Origin of the sequence: Kitasatospora sp. NBC_00070 (genome assembly GCF_045041205.1) — a bacterium.
GTDB lineage: Bacteria > Actinomycetota > Actinomycetes > Streptomycetales > Streptomycetaceae > Kitasatospora.
This window is the reverse complement of record NZ_CP108247.1, coordinates 4,586,542-4,605,581: the sequence shown is the minus strand read 5'-3', so window position 1 is coordinate 4,605,581 and position 19,040 is coordinate 4,586,542. Positions and strand designations below refer to the sequence as shown.

The 19,040-nt window shown below is 68.6% G+C and carries 15 protein-coding genes; 6 read left to right on the top strand and 9 right to left on the bottom strand.

The window, feature by feature from the left end:
* The first annotated feature begins 240 nt into the window (after window positions 1–240).
* From OHV05_RS21255 to OHV05_RS21230, 6 genes are all read left to right on the top strand, one after another.
* Window positions 241–2,322 carry a hypothetical protein gene (locus tag OHV05_RS21255; protein ID WP_405019088.1) on the top strand — a complete coding sequence of 694 codons (2,082 nt, stop codon included), beginning with the start codon at window positions 241–243 and terminating at the stop codon, window positions 2,320–2,322.
* Window positions 2,323–2,859: 537 nt separating this feature from the next.
* On the top strand, window positions 2,860–3,885 hold the full coding sequence (locus tag OHV05_RS21250) for an ABC transporter permease (RefSeq protein ID WP_405019087.1): 1,026 nt from the start codon (window positions 2,860–2,862) through the stop codon (window positions 3,883–3,885).
* 112 nt (window positions 3,886–3,997) lie between these two features.
* Window positions 3,998–5,761, top strand: a complete 1,764-nt coding sequence (locus OHV05_RS21245) for an ABC transporter substrate-binding protein (protein WP_405019086.1) — start codon at window positions 3,998–4,000, stop codon at window positions 5,759–5,761.
* A gap of 142 nt (window positions 5,762–5,903) precedes the next feature.
* Entirely contained in the window at window positions 5,904–6,881 is a 978-nt protein-coding gene (locus OHV05_RS21240; RefSeq protein ID WP_405019085.1) for an ABC transporter permease, read from the top strand.
* A 65-nt stretch (window positions 6,882–6,946) separates the two neighbouring features.
* Window positions 6,947–8,023 (top strand): ABC transporter ATP-binding protein, encoded by a 1,077-nt coding sequence (locus OHV05_RS21235; protein WP_405019084.1) that lies wholly within the window; start codon window positions 6,947–6,949, stop codon window positions 8,021–8,023.
* 16 nt (window positions 8,024–8,039) lie between these two features.
* Window positions 8,040–9,113, top strand: a complete 1,074-nt coding sequence (locus tag OHV05_RS21230; RefSeq protein ID WP_405019083.1) for an ABC transporter ATP-binding protein — start codon at window positions 8,040–8,042, stop codon at window positions 9,111–9,113.
* Window positions 9,114–9,151: 38 nt separating this feature from the next.
* On the opposite strand, the gene OHV05_RS21225 is transcribed toward OHV05_RS21230, so the two are convergent.
* From OHV05_RS21225 to OHV05_RS21185, 9 genes are all read right to left on the bottom strand, one after another.
* The gene (locus tag OHV05_RS21225) at window positions 9,152–10,207 is read right to left on the bottom strand and encodes an ABC transporter ATP-binding protein (RefSeq protein ID WP_405021508.1); all 1,056 of its coding nucleotides are present in this window, start codon (window positions 10,205–10,207) and stop codon (window positions 9,152–9,154) included.
* Between the two features lie 25 nt (window positions 10,208–10,232).
* Complete coding sequence (locus OHV05_RS21220) at window positions 10,233–11,285, bottom strand: ABC transporter ATP-binding protein (RefSeq protein WP_403034538.1); 1,053 nt, start codon at window positions 11,283–11,285, stop codon at window positions 10,233–10,235.
* A 17-nt stretch (window positions 11,286–11,302) separates the two neighbouring features.
* A complete protein-coding gene (locus OHV05_RS21215) occupies window positions 11,303–12,301 on the bottom strand; it encodes an ABC transporter permease (protein WP_405019082.1) in 999 nt (332 codons plus the stop codon).
* Window positions 12,294–13,220, bottom strand: a complete 927-nt coding sequence (locus OHV05_RS21210; protein ID WP_403034533.1) for an ABC transporter permease — start codon at window positions 13,218–13,220, stop codon at window positions 12,294–12,296. Before OHV05_RS21210 ends, OHV05_RS21215 begins: the two co-directional genes overlap by 8 nt.
* 78 nt (window positions 13,221–13,298) lie before the next feature.
* Entirely contained in the window at window positions 13,299–14,918 is a 1,620-nt protein-coding gene (locus tag OHV05_RS21205) for an ABC transporter substrate-binding protein (protein WP_405019081.1), read from the bottom strand.
* A gap of 152 nt (window positions 14,919–15,070) precedes the next feature.
* Window positions 15,071–16,084 carry an ABC transporter ATP-binding protein gene (locus tag OHV05_RS21200; RefSeq protein ID WP_405019080.1) on the bottom strand — a complete coding sequence of 338 codons (1,014 nt, stop codon included), beginning with the start codon at window positions 16,082–16,084 and terminating at the stop codon, window positions 15,071–15,073.
* Window positions 16,077–17,126: an ABC transporter ATP-binding protein gene (locus tag OHV05_RS21195; protein ID WP_405019079.1), complete on the bottom strand. Its 1,050-nt coding sequence runs from the start codon at window positions 17,124–17,126 to the stop codon at window positions 16,077–16,079. The genes OHV05_RS21200 and OHV05_RS21195 overlap by 8 nt, the downstream gene beginning before the upstream one ends.
* 15 nt (window positions 17,127–17,141) lie before the next feature.
* The gene (locus OHV05_RS21190; protein WP_405019078.1) at window positions 17,142–18,086 is read right to left on the bottom strand and encodes an ABC transporter permease; all 945 of its coding nucleotides are present in this window, start codon (window positions 18,084–18,086) and stop codon (window positions 17,142–17,144) included.
* Window positions 18,079–19,005 (bottom strand): ABC transporter permease, encoded by a 927-nt coding sequence (locus OHV05_RS21185; RefSeq protein ID WP_405019077.1) that lies wholly within the window; start codon window positions 19,003–19,005, stop codon window positions 18,079–18,081. The genes OHV05_RS21190 and OHV05_RS21185 overlap by 8 nt, the downstream gene beginning before the upstream one ends.
* Window positions 19,006–19,040 lie beyond the last annotated feature (35 nt).

Genomic DNA, 19,040 nt, shown 5'->3' with positions numbered 1-19,040 from the left:
ACCTTTCCCGGAGGAACCGGACGTAACGGGTTCTATCCGAACCAGTTCGCCACGCACGTTTGCCCAGTAAGGTGGTGCCGCGACAGGCCTGCTGGCCTGCCGAAGCTATGTGAAGAGCTGGTGTCGGAGGGGTGTTCGGTCCCATCGGCCGGTGCAGCAGCCGCCGCCGGGAGACCGTGACCCCCACAACCCGCGACCGCCGTTCCCACGGCGCGGCCGCGAACCCGGAGCAGAGCAGCATTGAGCAGCCGCGAATCTGACAGCGCGCATCCGTCGCCCCGACGTACCGGGCCGGATGCCTACCCGTCGGGCACCCCGCCGTACGGCACGGGCATCCCGAACGGCTCCGGTGCCGACCCGTTCGGCCCGACGCCCGGTCAGCCAGCGGCCGCCCAGCCGGCCGAGGCCGACGAGGTGCCGAAGACCGAGACCACGCTGACCACCCGGGTCCGGATCAACATCCCGGGCTCCCGGCCGATCCCGCCGGTGGTGATGCGCAGTCCGGTGAAGAGCGGCGAGCCGGCCGAGCCCGCCGGCCCCCGGCACCGTTCGGCCGCCCCCTCCTCCCCGGTGCTGGGCGTGGTCGACGCGACCGCCCCGAGCAGCACCCCGGCGAACCTGCCGCCCGAGTGGCAGCAGGAGGGCCCGGCCGCACCGTCCGGGAGCGACACCGGCGAGTGGTTCCGGCCCCGGCAGAAGGGCCCGCAGGCCCCGGTGACCGCCGGTGCGCCGCGCGCCGAGACCGCCGACCGGCAGGCCCGCCCCGGCGGCCCCGGGATGCCGCCCGGGCCGCTCCCGTCCGGGGCCCCCGCCTCGCCGTTCGCGCCCGGCGGACCGCCCCCTGCGGGCGACCCGTACGCCGACCACCGGCCGCCGGCCGGGCCGTTCTCCAACGACCCGTACGCGGCCGACCCGTTCGCCGCCGAACCGTTCCGCGAGGAGCGGTTCCGCGAGGAGCCGGTCCGTCAGGCCCCGCCGGTGGCGGACCCGTTCGCGACCCGCCCGCACGGCGAGCCGGAGGACACCCAGATCGGCGGCTTCGACCCGATCCGGGACGACTACGAGGACTCCTCGGCCAGGCCCGGTGCCATACCTGGCGGTGCCGCGATGTTCGGCTCCGCCCCGCAGGCCACTCCGCAGCCCCCGAACGACCCGTTCGGCACCGGCCGGTCGCCCGCGCCGGGCCGGTTCGCCGACGTCTCGTACGAGCCCGCCGAGCCGTTCCCCGGCACCCGTCCGAACGGCTCCCGGCCGCCGGCCGCCGACCCGTTCGGCACCGCCCCCGCCAACCCGTTCGGCACCGCCGTGCCCGAGCCGGCCGCCGCCGAGGCCGAGCCGCCCGCACCGAAGCCCGCTGCCAAGGCCCCGGCCGCCGCCCCCGCCCGCCGGGGCAAGGGCCGCAAGCTGGTCACCTACGCCGTGGTCGGCCTGCTGTTCGCCGGCGCGGCCGCGTACGGCACCGGCCTGATGCTCAATCAGGCCGACATCCCCAAGGGCACCACCGTGCTCGGCACCGACATCGGCGGGGACACCCGGGACCAGGCGGTCAGCGTGCTGGACGGCACGGTCGCCAAGACCGGCCAGCAGCCGCTCAAGCTCAAGCTCGGCGAGCAGACGGTGGACCTGGACCCGACCGCCGCCGGGCTCGGCTTCGACACCACCGAGACGGTGGACGGGCTGACCAGGCACAGCTACAACCCGGTCGAGGTGATCGGTTCGCTGGCCGGCGGCAGCAAGGCGGTGGCCCCCGCCGTACGGGTCGACCGGGCCAAGCTGAAGGCCGCGCTGGAGGGCCTGAGCGCCAAGTCCAGCATGGGCCTGCAGGAGGGCTTCGTCCGGTTCACCCCGGACGGCAAGGCCGAGGTGGTCCCGGGCCGGGCCGGGCAGCGGGTGGACGCCGCCGCCGCGCTGGACCAGGTCGAGCAGGCGTACCGGGCCCGGGCCGCCGGGCAGCCGGACGCGGTGCTGAGCGTCCCGGTGACGGCGGCTCAGCCGAAGGTCTCCGAGGAGACGTTGAAGGCAGCCGCCGAGTCGCTCGGCAAGCAGGTCACCAGCGGGCCGGTCTCGGTCACCGCCGGCACCAAGCGCTGGGACTTCACCAAGACGATCGCCGCCAAGGTGCTCACGCTGGCCCCGGACGCCTCCGGCAAGATCGTGCCGACCTGGGACCTGGACAAGCTGACCGCCGAGCTGGACGGCGCCTTCGCCAAGAGCAAGACCAAGAAGGGCGGCGCGCTCGTCCCGATCACCACCCAGGACGTCGCGGACGGCATCACCTCGATGCTGGAGAAGACCGGCACCAGGGCGTACAAGTTCGCCTGACCCGCCTCGCAAGCCCCAGCGCGGGCCGGAGCCACCGCGGCTCCGGCCCGCGCTTTCCGCTCCCCCGGGCGGCGAATACTCGCCAGTGGCGTGAAATTGCCAGCAACCGTGCGTGACAACGACCCCGGTTGAATTGGGTCGATGGCCCCCAAATTCCCCGCCGGACCCAACAAAGCGGTAGTGTCCGATTATCGGACATGCAATTGCACTGGACATTGCCCGTGATAACCGTCATAACGGACACCGGGTCTACGCGCATCACATTCACGGATGCGCGGACAGTCTGTCCTGATACCGGAGTCGCCAAGTTCGGGTTACGGACGCGTGAACTCACTTTGTGACGCTATGTCCACTTTTGACGGTATCGCTGGACGCTTGTCAAGGTGTCTGGAACTACGAAGTGGTTGATATTCCAACACGAACCAAGAAATGCACGGCCAGCAACTGGGGAACTCTTGACGTTCGATAAACGACTTGCAAGAGTCCGTGCGATCACCTTTTTGCAGCCGCTACACCCCGGGCGGGAGCTCCAGCACCATGACTAACCCCACCAAGGCCCCCGAGGCCGACGAACTCGGAACGGCCGACACCCTCGCGCCGACCGACGGCGCGTCGGCCCCGGTCTTCCGCGGGCTCTCGCCCGGCAAGCTGATGTGGCGCCGCTTCCTGCGCGACCGCACCGGCGTGGTCAGTGCCGCCATCGTGCTGCTGTTCATCCTGATCGCCGTCTGTGCGCCGCTGATCTCGATGCTCTACGGCAAGGACCCGAACACGCACTACGGCCAGGAGACCCCCGGTCTGATGACCGACTCCTCCCTGCCGATGGGGCCCAACGGCGGCATCAGCGCCGACTTCTGGTTCGGCCTGGAGCCCGGGCTCGGCCGGGACGTGTTCATGCAGCTGGTCTACGGCATCCGGACCTCGCTGCTGATCGCCTTCCTCACCTCGCTGCTGACCACCGTGCTCGGCGTGGCGATCGGCATCGCGGCCGGCTACCTCGGCGGCAAGACCGACTACTTCATCGGCCGCATCATCGACGTGCTGATGTCGTTCCCGTCGCAGATCTTCCTGATCGCGACCATGCCGGTGGTGATCAGCCTGATGGTGGCGAGCGACGAGGCGGAGCCGGCCTGGCTGCCGTTCGTGGCCGTGACCATCGTGCTCTCCCTGCTGGGCTGGATGGGCCTGGCCCGCATCCTCCGGGCGACCACGCTGTCGCTGCGCGAGCGGGAGTTCATCGAGGCCGCGAAGGTGACCGGGGCCTCGCCGCTCCGGATCATCTTCAAGGAGCTGCTGCCCAACCTGTGGACGCCGATCCTGGTGCAGTCCACCCTGGCGCTGCCCGCGTTCGTGACCGCCGAGGCCGGTCTGTCCTACCTGGGCGTCGGCGTCACCGAGCCGACCCCGGACTGGGGCCGGATGATCGCGATCGCCGCGGACTACCTGCGCACCGACGTGACCTTCCTGCTCTTCCCCGGCCTGGCGATGGTGCTGTTCGTCCTCGCCTTCAACCTGCTCGGGGACTCCGTCCGCGACGCCTTCGACCCGAAGACGAAGCGCTGACCGTCGCCGGTCGTCGGTGAGCCGCGTACCAAGACCCACAGACTCCGGGGGGATCGGCATGCCCGCCCCGGGCAACCCACCACCTATCTGGCACTCAAGAGGCAGGAAGAACATGAACGCTCGTAAGTCGCGGCAGCTCGCCGCGGCCGTCATGGTTGTCGGGGCCCTCACCGTCACCACGGCGTGCTCCAGCGGCAACAGCTCGGGCACCAAGTCCGACCCCTCGAAGACCAAGGTCGCGGCCACCTCGATCACGGTCGGCACCGCCGCCGACTCGGTCGGCCCGGCCGTCGCGGAGCCCGGCGCGAAGAAGGGCGGGACGGTCACGATGATCGACCGCGACGACTTCTCGCACCTCGACCCGGCCCAGGTCTACCTGAACTACAACAGCGAGGCCTCGCTGCTCTTCACCCGTCAGCTCACCGGCTACAAGCTGCAGGCGGACGGCACCTCGAAGCTGGTCGGCGACCTCGCGACCGACACCGGCAGCACCAGCGACGGTGGCAAGACCTGGAAGTTCACCCTGAAGGACGGGGTGAAGTGGCAGGACGGCACCCCGATCACCTCGGCGGACGTCAAGTACTCGGTGGAGCGCACCTTCGCGCCGTTCATCAAGTCCGGCCCGACGTACCTCCAGACCTGGCTGACCAGCGACAAGTACCGCGAGGCGTACCCGGGCCCGTACGAGGGCAAGGAGCTGGACGCGATCCAGACCCCGGACGCGAAGACGGTCGTCTTCAACTTCAAGGACGTCCACCCGGACGCCAACTTCACCGTGGCGATGACCGGTTACGGCGTCGTGCCGAAGGCCCAGGACACCAAGGAGGCCTACGACAAGAAGCCGTTCTCCTCCGGTCCGTACCAGATCGCCGAGCACGTCACCGACAAGTCGCTCGACCTGGTCCGCAACCCCAACTGGGACCCGGCCACCGACCCGATCCGGAACGCGTACCCGGACAAGTGGCACATGGAGTTCGGCGTCCAGTCGCAGCAGTCCACCGAGCGTTTCATCGCGGACAACGGCGCTGACAAGACGACCTTCAGCTTCCACAACCAGGTCCACCCCACCTTCATCGACAAGGTGAAGGGCGACGAGACCCTCAAGTCCCGCACGCTCGAGGGCCTGACCCCGTACGTGGACTACTACTACATCAACAACAGCCGCATCAAGGACCAGAAGGTCCGCGAGGCGCTGCTCCGCGCGTTCCCGCACCAGCAGACCCGCGCTCTCCAGGGCGGCACCAGCTACGGTGACTACGCGACCAACTACATGAGCCCGACTGTTCTCGGCTACGAGGCCAACGACCAGTACGGCATCCTCAAGAAGCCCGAGGGCGACCCGGAGGCGGCCAAGAAGCTGCTCGAGGAGGCCGGCGCGACCGGTCAGACCATCGTCTACGCCTTCAACAACACCCCGCTGCAGCAGAAGGTCACCGAGGCGATCCGCGTCGCCCTGGAGAAGGCCGGCTTCAAGTTCGTCCCGAAGCCGCTCGACGCCAAGACCTACTACGACGCCATCGGCCTCGTGAACAACGAGTACGACCTGTACTGGGGTGGCTGGGGCGCCGACTGGCCGACCGGTTACACCTCGCTGCAGCCGGTGTGGGACGGTCGCGCGATGGCTGACGGTGCGGCCAACTACGCGCACGTCAACGACGAGGCCCTCAACAAGCTGATGGACGACGCGGTCAAGATCGCCGACCCGGTCGCCCAGGGCAAGGCGTGGGCCGCGATCGACAAGGAGCTGCAGAAGAAGGCCTACTCGATCCCGGACGTCTACCAGCGCTCGCTCAGCCTCTACGGCTCGGGCCTCGGCGGCGTCAAGTTCGACAGCCTGTTCGGCCTGCAGTACCCGCTGAACATCTACGTCAAGTAGTAACAGCCCAGCGGTAGTTCCATGGGGCGCCGGTCTCGCACATCCCCGAGCACCGGCGCCCCGTGGTCCGGCCATCGCCCCACCCGCCCTGCTCCGCCCACCGCACTCGCAGCCGGCGCCCCGACCAGGAGAGCCCGACCCCATGCTCCGTTTCCTCGTCCGCCGTTCCCTCGGCGCACTCGTCATCCTGCTGATCATCAGCATGGTCACCTTCGCGCTGTTCTTCGCCATTCCGGCGGACCCGGCGCGCCTCTCCTGCGGCAAGGTCTGCACGCCCGAGAACCTCGCCCTGATCAAGCACAGCATGGGGCTCGACGAGTCGACGATCATGCAGTTCTGGCACTGGTTCAGCGGGATCTTCACCGGCCGTGACTTCTCCGCCGGTCGCTGCGACGCCCCTTGCTTCGGTTACTCCTTCGTCAAGCAGGAGATGATCACCGACGTCCTGCTGGACCGCTTCCCGACCACGCTGTCGCTGACCATCGGCTCGGCCGTGGTCTTCCTGATCTTCGGCATCGGCACCGGCATGCTGGCCGCCCACAAGCAGGGCAAGGCCGCCGACAAGATCGCCAGCGCCGCCTCGCTGATCGCCTCCTCGATGCAGATCTACGTGGCCGGCCCGCTCGCCCTGTTCGCGCTGGTGTACTCCACCGACTGGCTGAAGCAGCCGTCCTACACGCCGATCACCGAGGACCCGGTCGCCTGGTTCACCGGTCTGCTGGTCCCCTGGATCGTGCTCTCGCTGATCTGGACCGCCAACTACACCCGTATGACCCGCTCCTCCATGGTCGAGCAGCTGTCCGAGGACTTCGTCCGGACCGCGCGCGCCAAGGGCATGTCGGGCCGCTCGGTCTTCCTCCGGTTCGCCTGGCGCGGTGCGATGGGCACCATCGTCACCGTCTTCGGCATCGACCTCGGTGTCCTGCTCGGCGGCGCGATCATCACCGAGACCACCTTCAGCCTGCACGGCCTCGGTCAGCTCGCGATCGGCGCCTACGTCGACTCCGACCTGTCGATGCTGGTCGGTGTCACCATGGTGGCCGCCACCCTGATCGTGGTCTTCAACATCATCGTGGACGCCGCGTACGCCCTGATCGACCCGCGCATCCGTCTGGCCTGACGGCCGACACCCCCTGGCCGTTCCAGCCCGCCCGACCTCACGTACCACACCGAGGAGCCCCGTCCATGACCACCCTGGCCAAGCCCGAGGAGGCGGCCGCCGACCGCGGCGGCAGCAGCAGCTCGCCCTTCCTCTCCGTCCGTGACCTCTCGGTCCGCTTCAGCACCGAGGACGGCGTGGTCCGGGCCGTGGACAGCCTGTCCTTCGAGGTCGAGCCGGGCACCACGCTCGGCATCGTGGGCGAGTCCGGCTCCGGGAAGTCGGTGACCAACCTGGCCGTGCTCGGTCTGCACAACCCGGACAGCACCGAGATCACCGGCTCGATCCGGCTGGCCGGCCAGGAGCTGGTGGGTGCCCCGGCCAAGGAGCTGGAGAAGCTCCGCGGCGCCACCATGTCGATGATCTTCCAGGACCCGCTGACCGCGCTGTCGCCGTTCCACACCATCGGCAAGCAGATCGGCGAGACCTTCCGGAAGCACACCGGGGCCAGCAAGAAGGAGGCCCGGGACCGCTCGATCGAGATGCTCACCAAGGTCGGCATCCCGCAGCCGACCACCCGGGTGGACGACTACCCGCACCAGTTCTCCGGCGGTATGCGCCAGCGGGCGATGATCGCCATGTCGCTGGTCTGCAACCCGAAGCTGGTCATCGCGGACGAGCCGACCACCGCGCTGGACGTCACCGTCCAAGCCCAGATCCTCGACCTGCTCAAGGACCTCCAGCAGGAGATGGGCACCGCGATCATCCTGATCACCCACGACCTCGGTGTGGTGGCCAAGACCGCGCAGGACATCATGGTGATGTACGCGGGCCGGGCGGTCGAGCGCGGCACCGTGCGCGAGGTGCTGAAGAACCCCCGGCACCCGTACACCTGGGGCCTGCTGTCCTCGATGCCCAGCCTCACCGGCCCGGTGGACGTCCCGCTCCGGCCGGTCCGGGGCACCCCGCCCAGCCTGATCAACCTGCCCACCGGCTGCCCGTTCAACCCGCGCTGCGACCACCGGGAGCAGGTGGTCGGCGGCAAGTGCACCACCGAGCGTCCGCCGCTCGCCCCGGAGACCGGGCACGCCACCGCCTGCCACCTGTCCACGGGACAGAAGCAGAGCATCTTCATCGACCAGATCCAGCCCCGACTCGGCTGAGAGGGACGGCGACACCATGAGCAACGAACTGACCCTCGACAAGCCCGACGCGAACCCCGCCACCGGTGACCCGCTGCTCCAGCTCTCCGGCGTGAAGAAGCACTTCCCGGTGATGGACGGTCTGCTGTTCAAGCGTCAGGTCGGCGCGGTCCACGCGGTGGACGGCATCGACCTCGACGTGTACGCCAACGAGTCGGTCGGCCTGGTCGGCGAGTCCGGCTGCGGCAAGTCGACCCTCGGCCGGGTGGTCACCCGCCTGCTGGAGCCGACCGACGGCAAGCTCACCTACGCGGGCCAGGACATCACCCACGCCTCCCGCAAGCAGCTGGCGCCGATCCGGTCCGAGATCCAGATGATCTTCCAGGACCCGTACTCCTCGCTGAACCCGCGGCAGACCGTCGGCGCGATCATCGGCGCGCCGATGGAGATCAACGGGATCAACCCCAAGGGCGGCATCCAGAACCGGGTGCAGGAGCTGCTGGAGACCGTCGGCCTCAACCCGGAGCACTACAACCGCTTCCCGCACGAGTTCTCCGGCGGCCAGCGCCAGCGCATCGGCGTGGCCCGCGCGCTCTCGCTCAGCCCGAAGCTGATCGTGGCCGACGAGCCGGTCTCCGCGCTCGACGTCTCGATCCAGGCCCAGGTGGTCAACCTGCTGCAGCAGCTGCAGAAGGACCTCGGCATCGCCTTCCTGTTCATCGCGCACGACCTCTCGATCGTCCGGCACTTCTCGCAGCGCGTCGCGGTGATGTACCTGGGCAAGATCGTCGAGATCGCGGACCGCAAGTCGCTGTACGAGAGCCCCCGGCACCCGTACACCCACGCGCTGCTCTCCGCCGTGCCCGAGGCCGACCCGGACGACGTCCGCGAGCGGATCCGGCTGGTCGGTGACGTCCCGTCGCCGATCAACCCGCCGACCGGCTGCCGGTTCCGCACCCGGTGCTGGAAGGCGCAGGACAAGTGCGCCACCGAGGAGCCGCCGCTGGTGCAGCTCTCCGGCAACCTGGCCGGCCACCTGACGGCCTGCCACTTCCCGGAGGACGGCAACACCGCCGCCGTCCCGGAGCCCCGGGAAGCGAAGGAACTGTAGAAGGCGGAAGGGCCGCCCCCGTCGGGGGCGGCCCTTCGTCATTTCTCCAGGTCGGTCTCACGCTCGGCAGCGAAGTGACAGGCCGAGTCGTGTGCCGCCAGATCGTGCAGCCAGGGCCGGACCACCAGCTCCGGCACCTCCTCCGCGCACTTCGGCTGGGCCTTCCAGCACCGGGTGCGGAACCGGCAGCCGCTCGGCGGGTTGGCCGGTGACGGGATGTCACCCACCAGCACGATCCGGTCCCGGTCGGCCCGCGCGGTCGGGTCCGGCACCGGCACCGCCGACAGCAGCGCCTGGGTGTACGGGTGGATCGCGTGGTCGTAGATCTCCAGGTCGCTCCCGATCTCGACCAGCTTGCCGAGGTACATCACGCCGACCCGGTCGGAGATGTGCCGGACGATCGAGAGGTCGTGCGCGATGAACATGTAGGAGAGGTTGAACTCCCCCTGCAGCTGCTCCAGCAGGTTGATCACCTGGGCCTGCACCGAGACGTCCAGCGCGGAGACCGGCTCGTCGCAGATGATGATCTCCGGCTTGAGCGCCAGCCCACGGGCGATGCCGATCCGCTGCCGCTGGCCACCCGAGAACTGGTGCGGGTACCGGTTGATGTACTCCGGGTTCAGCCCCACCACGTCCAGCAGGTCCTGAACGGCCTTGCGGCGGTCGCCCTTCGGCGCCACCTCCGGGTGGATCTCGTACGGCTCGCCGATGATGTCGCCCACCGTCATCCGGGGGTTCAGCGAGGTGTACGGGTCCTGGAACACCATCTGGATGTTGCGCCGCACCGCCTTCAGCGCGGCACCGCTCAGCCGGGAGATCTCCTCGCCCTTGTAACGGACCGAGCCGGCCGTCGCGTTCTCCAGGTTCATCAGCACCTTGGCCAGCGTGGACTTGCCACAGCCCGACTCGCCGACGATGCCCAGCGTCTCACCCTGCATCAGGTCGAACGAGACCCCGTCGACCGCCTTGACCGCGCCGACCTGCTTCCGGAACAGGATGCCCTTGGTCAGCGGGAAGTGCTTGACCAGGTCGCGCACCTCCAGGATCGGCTCGCCCTTCGGCACCTCCTGCTGGAAGGCCACCTCCTCCGGCACCGTGGTGCCGAGCGCACTCGCTCCGTTAGGCGTCACCGAGGGTCTCCTTCCAGTAGAAGCAGGCACTCTGCCGCCCCGTCAGCTCGGCCCCGTCCCGGTCGGTGACCTGGAACAGCGCCGGCACCTCCTGGCGGCAGATGTCCTGCGCCCGGGGGCAGCGCGGGTTGAAGGCGCAGCCCGGCGGGATGTGCAGCAGGTTGGGCGGCAGGCCCTTGATCGCGTAGAGCTCCTGGCCCTTCTGGTCCAGCCGGGGGATCGAGTCCAGCAGCCCCCGGGTGTACGGGTGCGCCGGGCGGGCGTACAGCTCGTGCACGGGTGCCGTCTCGACGATCCGGCCGGCGTACATCACCGCGATCTTGTCCGCGACGTCGGCGACCACGCCGAGGTCGTGGGTGATCAGGATCAGACCCATGTGGTACTCGGCCTGCAACTCCGCCAGCAGGTCCATCACCTGGGCCTGCACCGTCACGTCGAGCGCCGTGGTGGGCTCGTCCGCGATGATCAGGTCCGGCTCCAGGGCCAGCGCCATCGCGATCATGATGCGCTGCCGCATACCGCCGGAGAACTGGTGCGGGTAGTCCCCCACCCGGTCCTTGGCGGCCGGGATGCGCACCCGGTCCATCAGCTCGATCGCCTTGGCCTTGGCGTCCTTCCGGGAGGCGCCCCGGTGGGCCCGGAACATCTCGCCGAGCTGGAAGCCGACGGTCAGCACCGGGTTGAGCGAGGACAGCGCGTCCTGGAAGATCATCGCGATCTTCTGGCCGCGGATCTGCCGCCTGGTCTCCTTGTCCATGGTGAGCATGTCCTGGCCGCGGAACCGGATCTCGCCCTGCGGGATCCGGGCCGGCGGCATGTCCAGGATGCCCATGATGGCCTGCGCGGTGACGGACTTCCCGGAGCCCGACTCGCCCAGCACCGCCAGGGTCTCCCCCGCGCTCACGCTGTAGTTGACCCCGTTGACGGCCTTGACCAGCCCGTCCCGGGTCTTGAACTCGACGTGCAGGTCCCGGACGTCCAGCAGCGGCCCCTGGTAGGGCGCCTCGTGGACCTGCTTGCCGGTGTCGACTGCGGTGGTCATCGGTGCGTCCCTCGCTCTCAGCGCAGCTTCGGGTCGAGGGCGTCACGCACGGCGTCGCCCATCATGATGAAGGCCAGCACGGTGACGGACAGCGCGGCGGCCGGGAAGAACAGCACGAACGGGGCGGTGCGGATCACCTTCTGGGCCGAGGAGATGTCCACGCCCCAGGAGATGGTCGGGTCCTGCAGACCGATGCCCAGGAAGCTCAGCGTCGCCTCGGCGGTGATGTAACCGCCCAGCGCGATGGTGGCCACCACGATCACCGGGGCGATCGCGTTCGGCAGGATGTGCCGGAACATCAGCCGGTTGGTGCCCGCGCCGAGGGCCCGGCCCGCCACCACGTAGTCGGCCTGCTTGACCGTCAGCACCGCGCCGCGCATCACGCGGGCGATCTGGGTCCAGCCCAGGAAGGCCAGTGCGATGACCACGCTCCACACCGTGCGGGTGGTGAAGGCGTTCAGCAGCACCAGGGCGCCGAGCAGCAGCGGGATGCCGAAGAAGATGTCCACGATCCGGGAGATGATCGCGTCCACCCAGCCGCCGAAGTACCCGGACAGCATGCCGGCCAGGCCACCGAGCAGGGTGACCGCGAGGGTGACGCAGACACCGACGATGATCGAGGCGCGGGCGCCGTACAGCACCCGGGCGTAGATCGACCGGCCCTGGCCGTCGTAGCCGAACCAGCCGGCGCCGAAGACGTCGGCCCAGTCCGGCTTGCGCAGGTAGTTCTTGACCAGGTCCGCCTGGCGCGGGTCGGCGTCGGTGAACAGGCCGGGGAAGGCCGCGATCACCAGCAGGAGGACGATCAGCACGGCGGAGATCAGGAAGATCGGCCGCCGCCGGAGATCCCGCCAGGCGTCGCCCCAGAGGCTGCGGGCCTCCTCGCGCTTGGTCGGATCGGGCTCCAGTATGGTGTCCTGCTCGACCAGCAGGCCCTGACTGCCCGCGTAGTCCAGGTGGCTGCTGCCGGCCGGCGGGACCGGCCTCGGGTCGTTCTCGTCGTGCACGTCAGGCATAGCGGATCCTCGGGTCCAGGACGGCGTAGAGCAGGTCCACCACCAGGCTGGCGACCAGGTAGACCAGCACCAGGACGGTGACCACGCCGACCACGGTCGGGCCCTCCTTCTGGTTGATCGCCCGGTAGAGGATGTTGCCGACGCCCGCGATGTTGAAGATGCCCTCGGTGACGATCGCACCGCCCATCAGCGCGCCCAGGTCGGTCCCGAGGAAGGTGACCACCGGGATCAGCGAGTTGCGCAGCAGGTGACGGCTGATGATGGTGCGTCGGGGCAGGCCCTTGGCCGTCGCGGTGCGGATGTAGTCGGCCCGCAGGTTCTCGCCGATCGAGGTCCGGGTGAGCCGGGCCACGTACGCCAACGAGAGCGAGGCCAGCACCAGGCCGGGCAGGATCAGTTGGGTGATGTCCGTGGAGTCCTGCACGGTCGCGGTCACCCAGCCGAGATCGATCGCGAAGATGGTCTGGGCGATGTAGCCGAGCACGAACACCGGGATCGAGATCACCACCAGGGTGAGCACCAGCACCAGGGTGTCGGCGACCGAACCGCGCTTGAGACCGGAGAGCAGACCCAGCGTCAGACCGATCACGATCTCGAAGAAGAAGGCGACCAGGGCCAGCCGGATGGTGACCGGGAACGCGTCGGCCATGATCTCGGAGACCGGGCGTCCGGTGAAGCTGGTGCCGAAGTCCAGGGTCAGGACGTTGCCCATGTAGTGCAGGTACTGCTTCCAGAGCGGCTGGTCCAGGTAGAACTTGTGCCGGAGGTTGGCCACCGTCGCCGGGTCGGCCGCCTTGTCGCCGTACATGGCGGCGATCGGGTCACCCGGCAGGGTGTAGACCATCAGGAAGATCAGCAGGGTCGCACCGAAGAACACCGGGATCATCTGCAGCACTCGCCGTAGGACGTAGCTGCCCATCGTTCCTCCTTCCGCAAGAGGGCTAGTGCCTGGGCCCCGCCCCTGGGTCACAGGAGGCGGGGCCGGCGGGGGTGACTGTCAGCCCTTGACCTCGACCTGGGTCCAGGCCGGGTTGCCGAAGGAGTCGAACTTCACGTTCTGCACCTTGGTGGAGTAGCCGGAGTTGGTCCGGTAGTACCAGAGCGGGATCGCCGGGAAGTCCTGGGCGAGCACCGCCTCCGCCGCCTGGTAGCCGGTGACCGAGGCCTGCACCGAGGCGGCCTGGTCGGCGGTGTTGGCCAGCTGGTCGAACTGCGGGCTGCTGTAGCCGAAGTCGTTCGAGGCCGCACCGGTCCGGTAGACGTCGGCGAGGAAGTTGGCGTTCAGCGGGTAGTCCTGCTGCCAGCCGGTCCGGAACGCACCGTTGATGGTGTGTCCGGTGATCGCCGCACGGGCGGTCTTGAAGTCGGTCTTCGGGTCACCGGCGCAGTCGACGCCGGTGGACTGCCGGATCGAGTTGCAGACCGCGTCCACCCACTCCTTGTGCCCGCCGTCGGCGTTGTAGGTGATCAGCAGCTTGTTGTTCGGGACGCCGCCGCCCTCGGTGATCAGCTGCTTGGCCTTGGTGGCGTCGAACTTGCAGGAGTCACCGCAGATGCCCTCCTTGTAGCCCTCGACGCCCTCGGCCACCCAGGAGCTGGCCGGCTTGCGGGAGTTCTGCAGCACCGTCTTGGTGATGGTGTCGCGGTCGATCGCCATCGACAGGCCCTGCCGGACCTTGGCCTTGTTCGCCCCGGCCCAGTCGGACTGGTAGAGCGTGAAGCCGATGTTCTGGATCGAGCCCTGCGGGGCGTCGATCGCCCGGTCGCCGAGGTCGTTCTTGTAGTTGGCCAGCGCCGACGGCGGCACCTGGTCCATCACGTCCAGGTTGTTGGACTGCAGGTCCGCGTAGGCGGCCTCGGCGGTGGTGTACATCTTGAAGACGACACCGCCGTTCTTCGGCTTGTCCACGCCCTGGTAGTTGGCGAAGGCCTTGGTGACGACCTGGGAGTTGTGCTCCCAACTGACGAACTGGTAGGGGCCGTTGCCGACCGGCTTCTGGCCGTACCCGGTCGGGTCGGCGAAGAAGCCGTCCGGGAGCGGGGAGAAGGCGACGTAGCCGAGCTTGTACGGGAAGTACGACACCGTGTTGTTGAGCACGATGGTGAAGTGGGTGTCGTCCACCACCGTCAGGCCCGACATGGTGGTCTTGGTCGCGGCCCCGCTCTTCGGGTGCACGTCGGTGTAGCCCTGGATGTCGGAGAACCAGGAGCTGTTGATCTGGTTGTTCGCCGTGGTCGCCGCCCAGTTCCAGGCGTCCACGAAGTTCTTCGCCTTGACCGGCGTGCCGTCGTGGAAGGTCCAACCCGACTTGAGCGTCACGTTGAACGTCTTCGAGTCGGTGGTGTCGATCTTGTCAGCCATCTGCATCCGCAGCTTGCCGTTGTCCGGGTCGTAGTCGGCCAGACCCTTGAACAGGTTCTGCGAGATCCGGCCGCCGCCCACCTCGTTGGCGTTGGCGGGCTGGAGCGGGTTCTGCGGCTCGCTGCTCTGGTAGCTGAAGGTCTTGCCGGCGTCGGCCGAGCCGCCGCCGCTCCCGCTGCTTCCGCATCCGGTGGCCACCAGGGCCACGGACGTCGCACCGATAACGGCCCAGCGGGTTCTGGTGGCTGCGGGCATGGAGGGCTCCTCCTCAGAAGGTCTGTGACGCATCACACCCCATTCGACGGGCACCGGCCCGACGGCGCGACCGTGGTACCGCCGGATGGGTGGAGGCCACAACGCCGACGGCCCCACAGCGTGAGCTGTGGGGTCGTCAGGCTGAGGCTGGGTCAGACCGTGCTGAGCACTCGCTCGGCGGCGAAGTGACAGGCCGACTCGTGCGCCGCCGCACCGTCCAGGGACGGCACCGCGAGCAGCGGGACCTCGGTGGAGCAGCGCTCCTCCGCCTTCCAGCACCGGGTGCGGAACCGGCAGCCGCTCGGCGGGTTGGCCGGCGAGGGGATGTCGCCGACCAGGACGATCCGGTCCCGGTTCGCCCGTGCGGTCGGGTCCGGCACCGGCACCGCCGACAGCAGCGCCTGGGTGTACGGGTGGGTGGCGTGCTCGTAGATCTCCTCGTCGGTGCCGATCTCCACCATCTTGCCGAGGTACATCACGCCGACCCGGTCGGAGATGTGCCGGACGATCGAGAGGTCGTGCGCGATGAACATGTACGACAGCTCGAAGTCGCTCTGCAGCTGCTCCAGCAGGTTGATCACCTGGGCCTGCACCGAGACGTCCAGCGCGGAGACCGGCTCGTCGCAGATGATGATCTCCGGCTTGAGCGCCAGCCCACGGGCGATCCCGATCCGCTGCCGCTGACCACCCGAGAACTGGTGCGGGTACCGGTTGATGTACTCCGGGTTGAGGCCGACCACGTCGAGCAGGTCCTGAACGGCCTTGCGGCGGTCGCCCTTCGGCGCCACCTCCGGGTGGATCTCGTACGGCTCGCCGATGATGTCGCCCACCGTCATCCGGGGGTTCAGCGAGGTGTACGGGTCCTGGAACACCATCTGGATGTTGCGGCGGACGGCCTTCAGCGCGGCGCCCGAGAGCTTGGAGATGTCCTCGCCCTTGTAGAGCACCTGACCGGCGGTGGCCCGCTCCAGGTTCATCAGCACCTTGGCCAGGGTGGACTTGCCGCAGCCCGACTCGCCGACGATGCCCAGCGTCTCACCGCGCATCAGGTCGAAGGAGATGCCGTCGACCGCCTTGACCGCGCCGATCTGCTTCTTGAAGAGGATGCCCTGGCTGAGCGGGTAGTGCTTGACCAGGTCCTTGACCTCCAGGATGGGCTCAGCCATGGAGGGTCTCCTTCCAGAGGTGGCAGGCGCTCTTCCGGCCGGCGAGCTCGGCGCCGTCCCGGTCGAGCACCTGGTGCAGCGCGGGGATCTCGCTGCGGCACAGGTCGGTGGCCTTGTCGCAGCGCGGGTTGAAGGCGCAACCGGCGGGCACCTTCAGCAGGTTGGGCGGCAGACCCTGGATCGCGTAGAGCTCCTGGCCCTTCTGGTCCAACCGCGGGATCGAGCGGAGCAGGCCCTCGGTGTACGGGTGCGCCGGGTTGGCGTACAGCTCGTGCACGGGGGCGGTCTCGACGATCCGGCCGGCGTACATCACGGCGATCTTGTCCGCGACATCGGCGACCACGCCGAGGTCGTGGGTGATCAGGATCAGACCCATGTGGTACTCGGCCTGGAGCTCGGCCAGCAGATCCATCACCTGGGCCTGGACGGTGACGTCCAGGGCGGTGGTGGGCTCGTCCGCGATGATCAGGTCCGGCTCCAGGGCCAGCGCCATCGCGATCATGATGCGCTGCCGCATACCGCCGGAGAACTGGTGCGGGTAGTCGCCGACCCGCTGCTTGGCGGCCGGGATGCGCACCCGGTCCATCAGCTCGATCGCCTTGGCCTTCGCCTCCTTGCGGGAGGCGCCCTCGTGCACCCGGAACATCTCGCCGAGCTGGTAGCCCACGCTGAGCACCGGGTTGAGCGAGGACAGCGCGTCCTGGAAGATCATCGCGATCTTCCGGCCGCGCAGCTTCCGGCGCTCCTCGTTGCTCATCTTGAGCATGTCCTGGCCGCGGAACAGGATCTCCCCGGAGGTGATCCGGCCCGGCGGCATGTCCAGGATGCCCATGATGGTCTGCGCGGTGACGGACTTCCCGGAGCCCGACTCACCCAGCACCGCGAGGGTCTCGCCCGCGCCGACGCTGTAGTTGACGCCGTTGACGGCCTTGGCGATGCCGTCCTTGGTCTTGAACTCGACGTGCAGGTCCCGCACTTCGAGCAGTGGCGTGCCGGGGACGAGGCGGTCGGTCGCCTGGGCCTTCTCGATCACAGTGGTCATGGTGCCTACCGCCTCTCAGCGCAGCTTCGGGTCGAGGGCGTCACGCACGGCGTCGCCCATCATGATGAAGGCCAGCACCGTGAGGCTGAGCATCCCGGCCGGGAAGAACAGCGCGAACGGGGCGGTGCGGATCACCTTCTGGGCCGAGTTGATGTCGATGCCCCAGGAGATGGTCGGGTCCTGCAGACCGATGCCCAGGAAGCTCAGCGTCGCCTCGGTGGCGATGTAGCCGCCGAGCGCGATGGTGGCGACCACGATCACCGGGGCGATCGCGTTCGGCAGGATGTGCTTGAGCAGGATCCGGCTGGTGCCGGCCCCGAGTGCCTTGGCGGCGGTGACGTAGTCGGCCTGCTTGACCGTGATCACCGAGCCGCGCATCACGCGGGCCATCTGGGTCCAGCCGAGCGCGGTGAGCGCGAAGACCACGGACCAGACGGTGCGCTCGGTGAAGGCGTTCAGCACCACCAGGCAGCCGAGCAGCAGCGGGATGCCGAAGAAGATGTCGGTCACCCGGGACAGCAGGGTGTCGATCCAGCCGCCGAAGTAGCCGGCCAGCATGCCGATGAAGCCACCCGTGAGGGTCACCGCGGCGGTGACGCAGATGCCGACGATGATCGAGGCGCGGGCGCCGTGCACCACGCGGGAGTAGATCGACCGGCCCTGGCCGTCGTAGCCGAACCAGTCCGCCTGGAAGAAGTGGCTGTAGTTCGGCGGGCTCAGGTAGTGGTTGCGCAGGTCACCGGCGCGCGGGTCCACCGAGGTGAACAGGCCGGGGACCACGGTCATCACGATCAGCACCAGGATCAGCGCGGCCGAGATCAGGAAGATCGGTCGGCGGCGCAGGTCGTCCCAGGCGTCCGAGCCGAGGCTGCGGGCCTTCTCCGGCTTCGGCGCGGGGGCCGAACTGCCGCTCTGGGCCGGGATCTTGGCGGCGGTCTTCTTCTCGATCAGGTCAGGCATACCGAATCCTCGGGTCCAGGACCGCGTAGAGCAGGTCGACGATCAGGCTGGCGACGAGGTAGACGATGACCAGGACGACCACGAAGCCGACGACCGTCGCGCCTTCCTTCTGGTTGATCGCGCGGAACAGCGCGTTGCCGACACCCTTGACGTTGAAGATGCCCTCGGTGACGATCGCGCCGCCCATCAGGGCGCCGAGGTCGGTGCCGAGGAAGGTGACGACCGGGATCATCGAGTTGCGCAGCAGGTGGGTGCCGATGATCTTCCGGCGCGGCAGGCCCTTGGCCGTCGCGGTGCGGATGTAGTCGGCGCGGATGTTCTCCACGATCGAGGTGCGGCTCAGCCGGGCGACGTACGCCAGCGAGAGCGAGCCCAGCACCACGGCGGGAAGCAGCAGCTGACTCAGGTTCATCGAGTCCTGGACGGTCGGCGTGACCCACTTGAGCTGGTCCGCGAAGAGCGTCTGGAACAGGTAACCGAGCACCGGCACCGGGATCGAGATCAGGATCAGGGTGAAGACCAGGGTGCTCTTGTCGGCGAACTTCCCGCGCTTGAGCCCGGCCAGCAGGCCGATCCCGACACCGAAGACGATCTCGATGGCGAAGGCCATCAGGGCCAGCCGGATCGTCACCGGCAGCGCCTCGGTGATCACGTCGATCACCTGACGGCCCGCCATGGTCTCACCGAAGTCCCCGGTGAACAGGTTGCCCATGTAGTCGAAGTACTGCTGGTACCACGGCAGGTCGAGCCCCAGCTTGTGCTTGAACGCGGCGAGCTGAGCCGGGTCCGGCGCCTTGTCGCCCCACATCGCGGCGACCGGGTCTCCGGGAAGTATGCGGACCATGAAGAAGATCAGCGCAGTGGTCCCGAGGAAGACCGGGATCATTTGGAGCAGTCGCCTCGCGACAAAGCGCCCCATCGTGCCTCCAATTGATGCTCTCCGCCGGGCTGTTG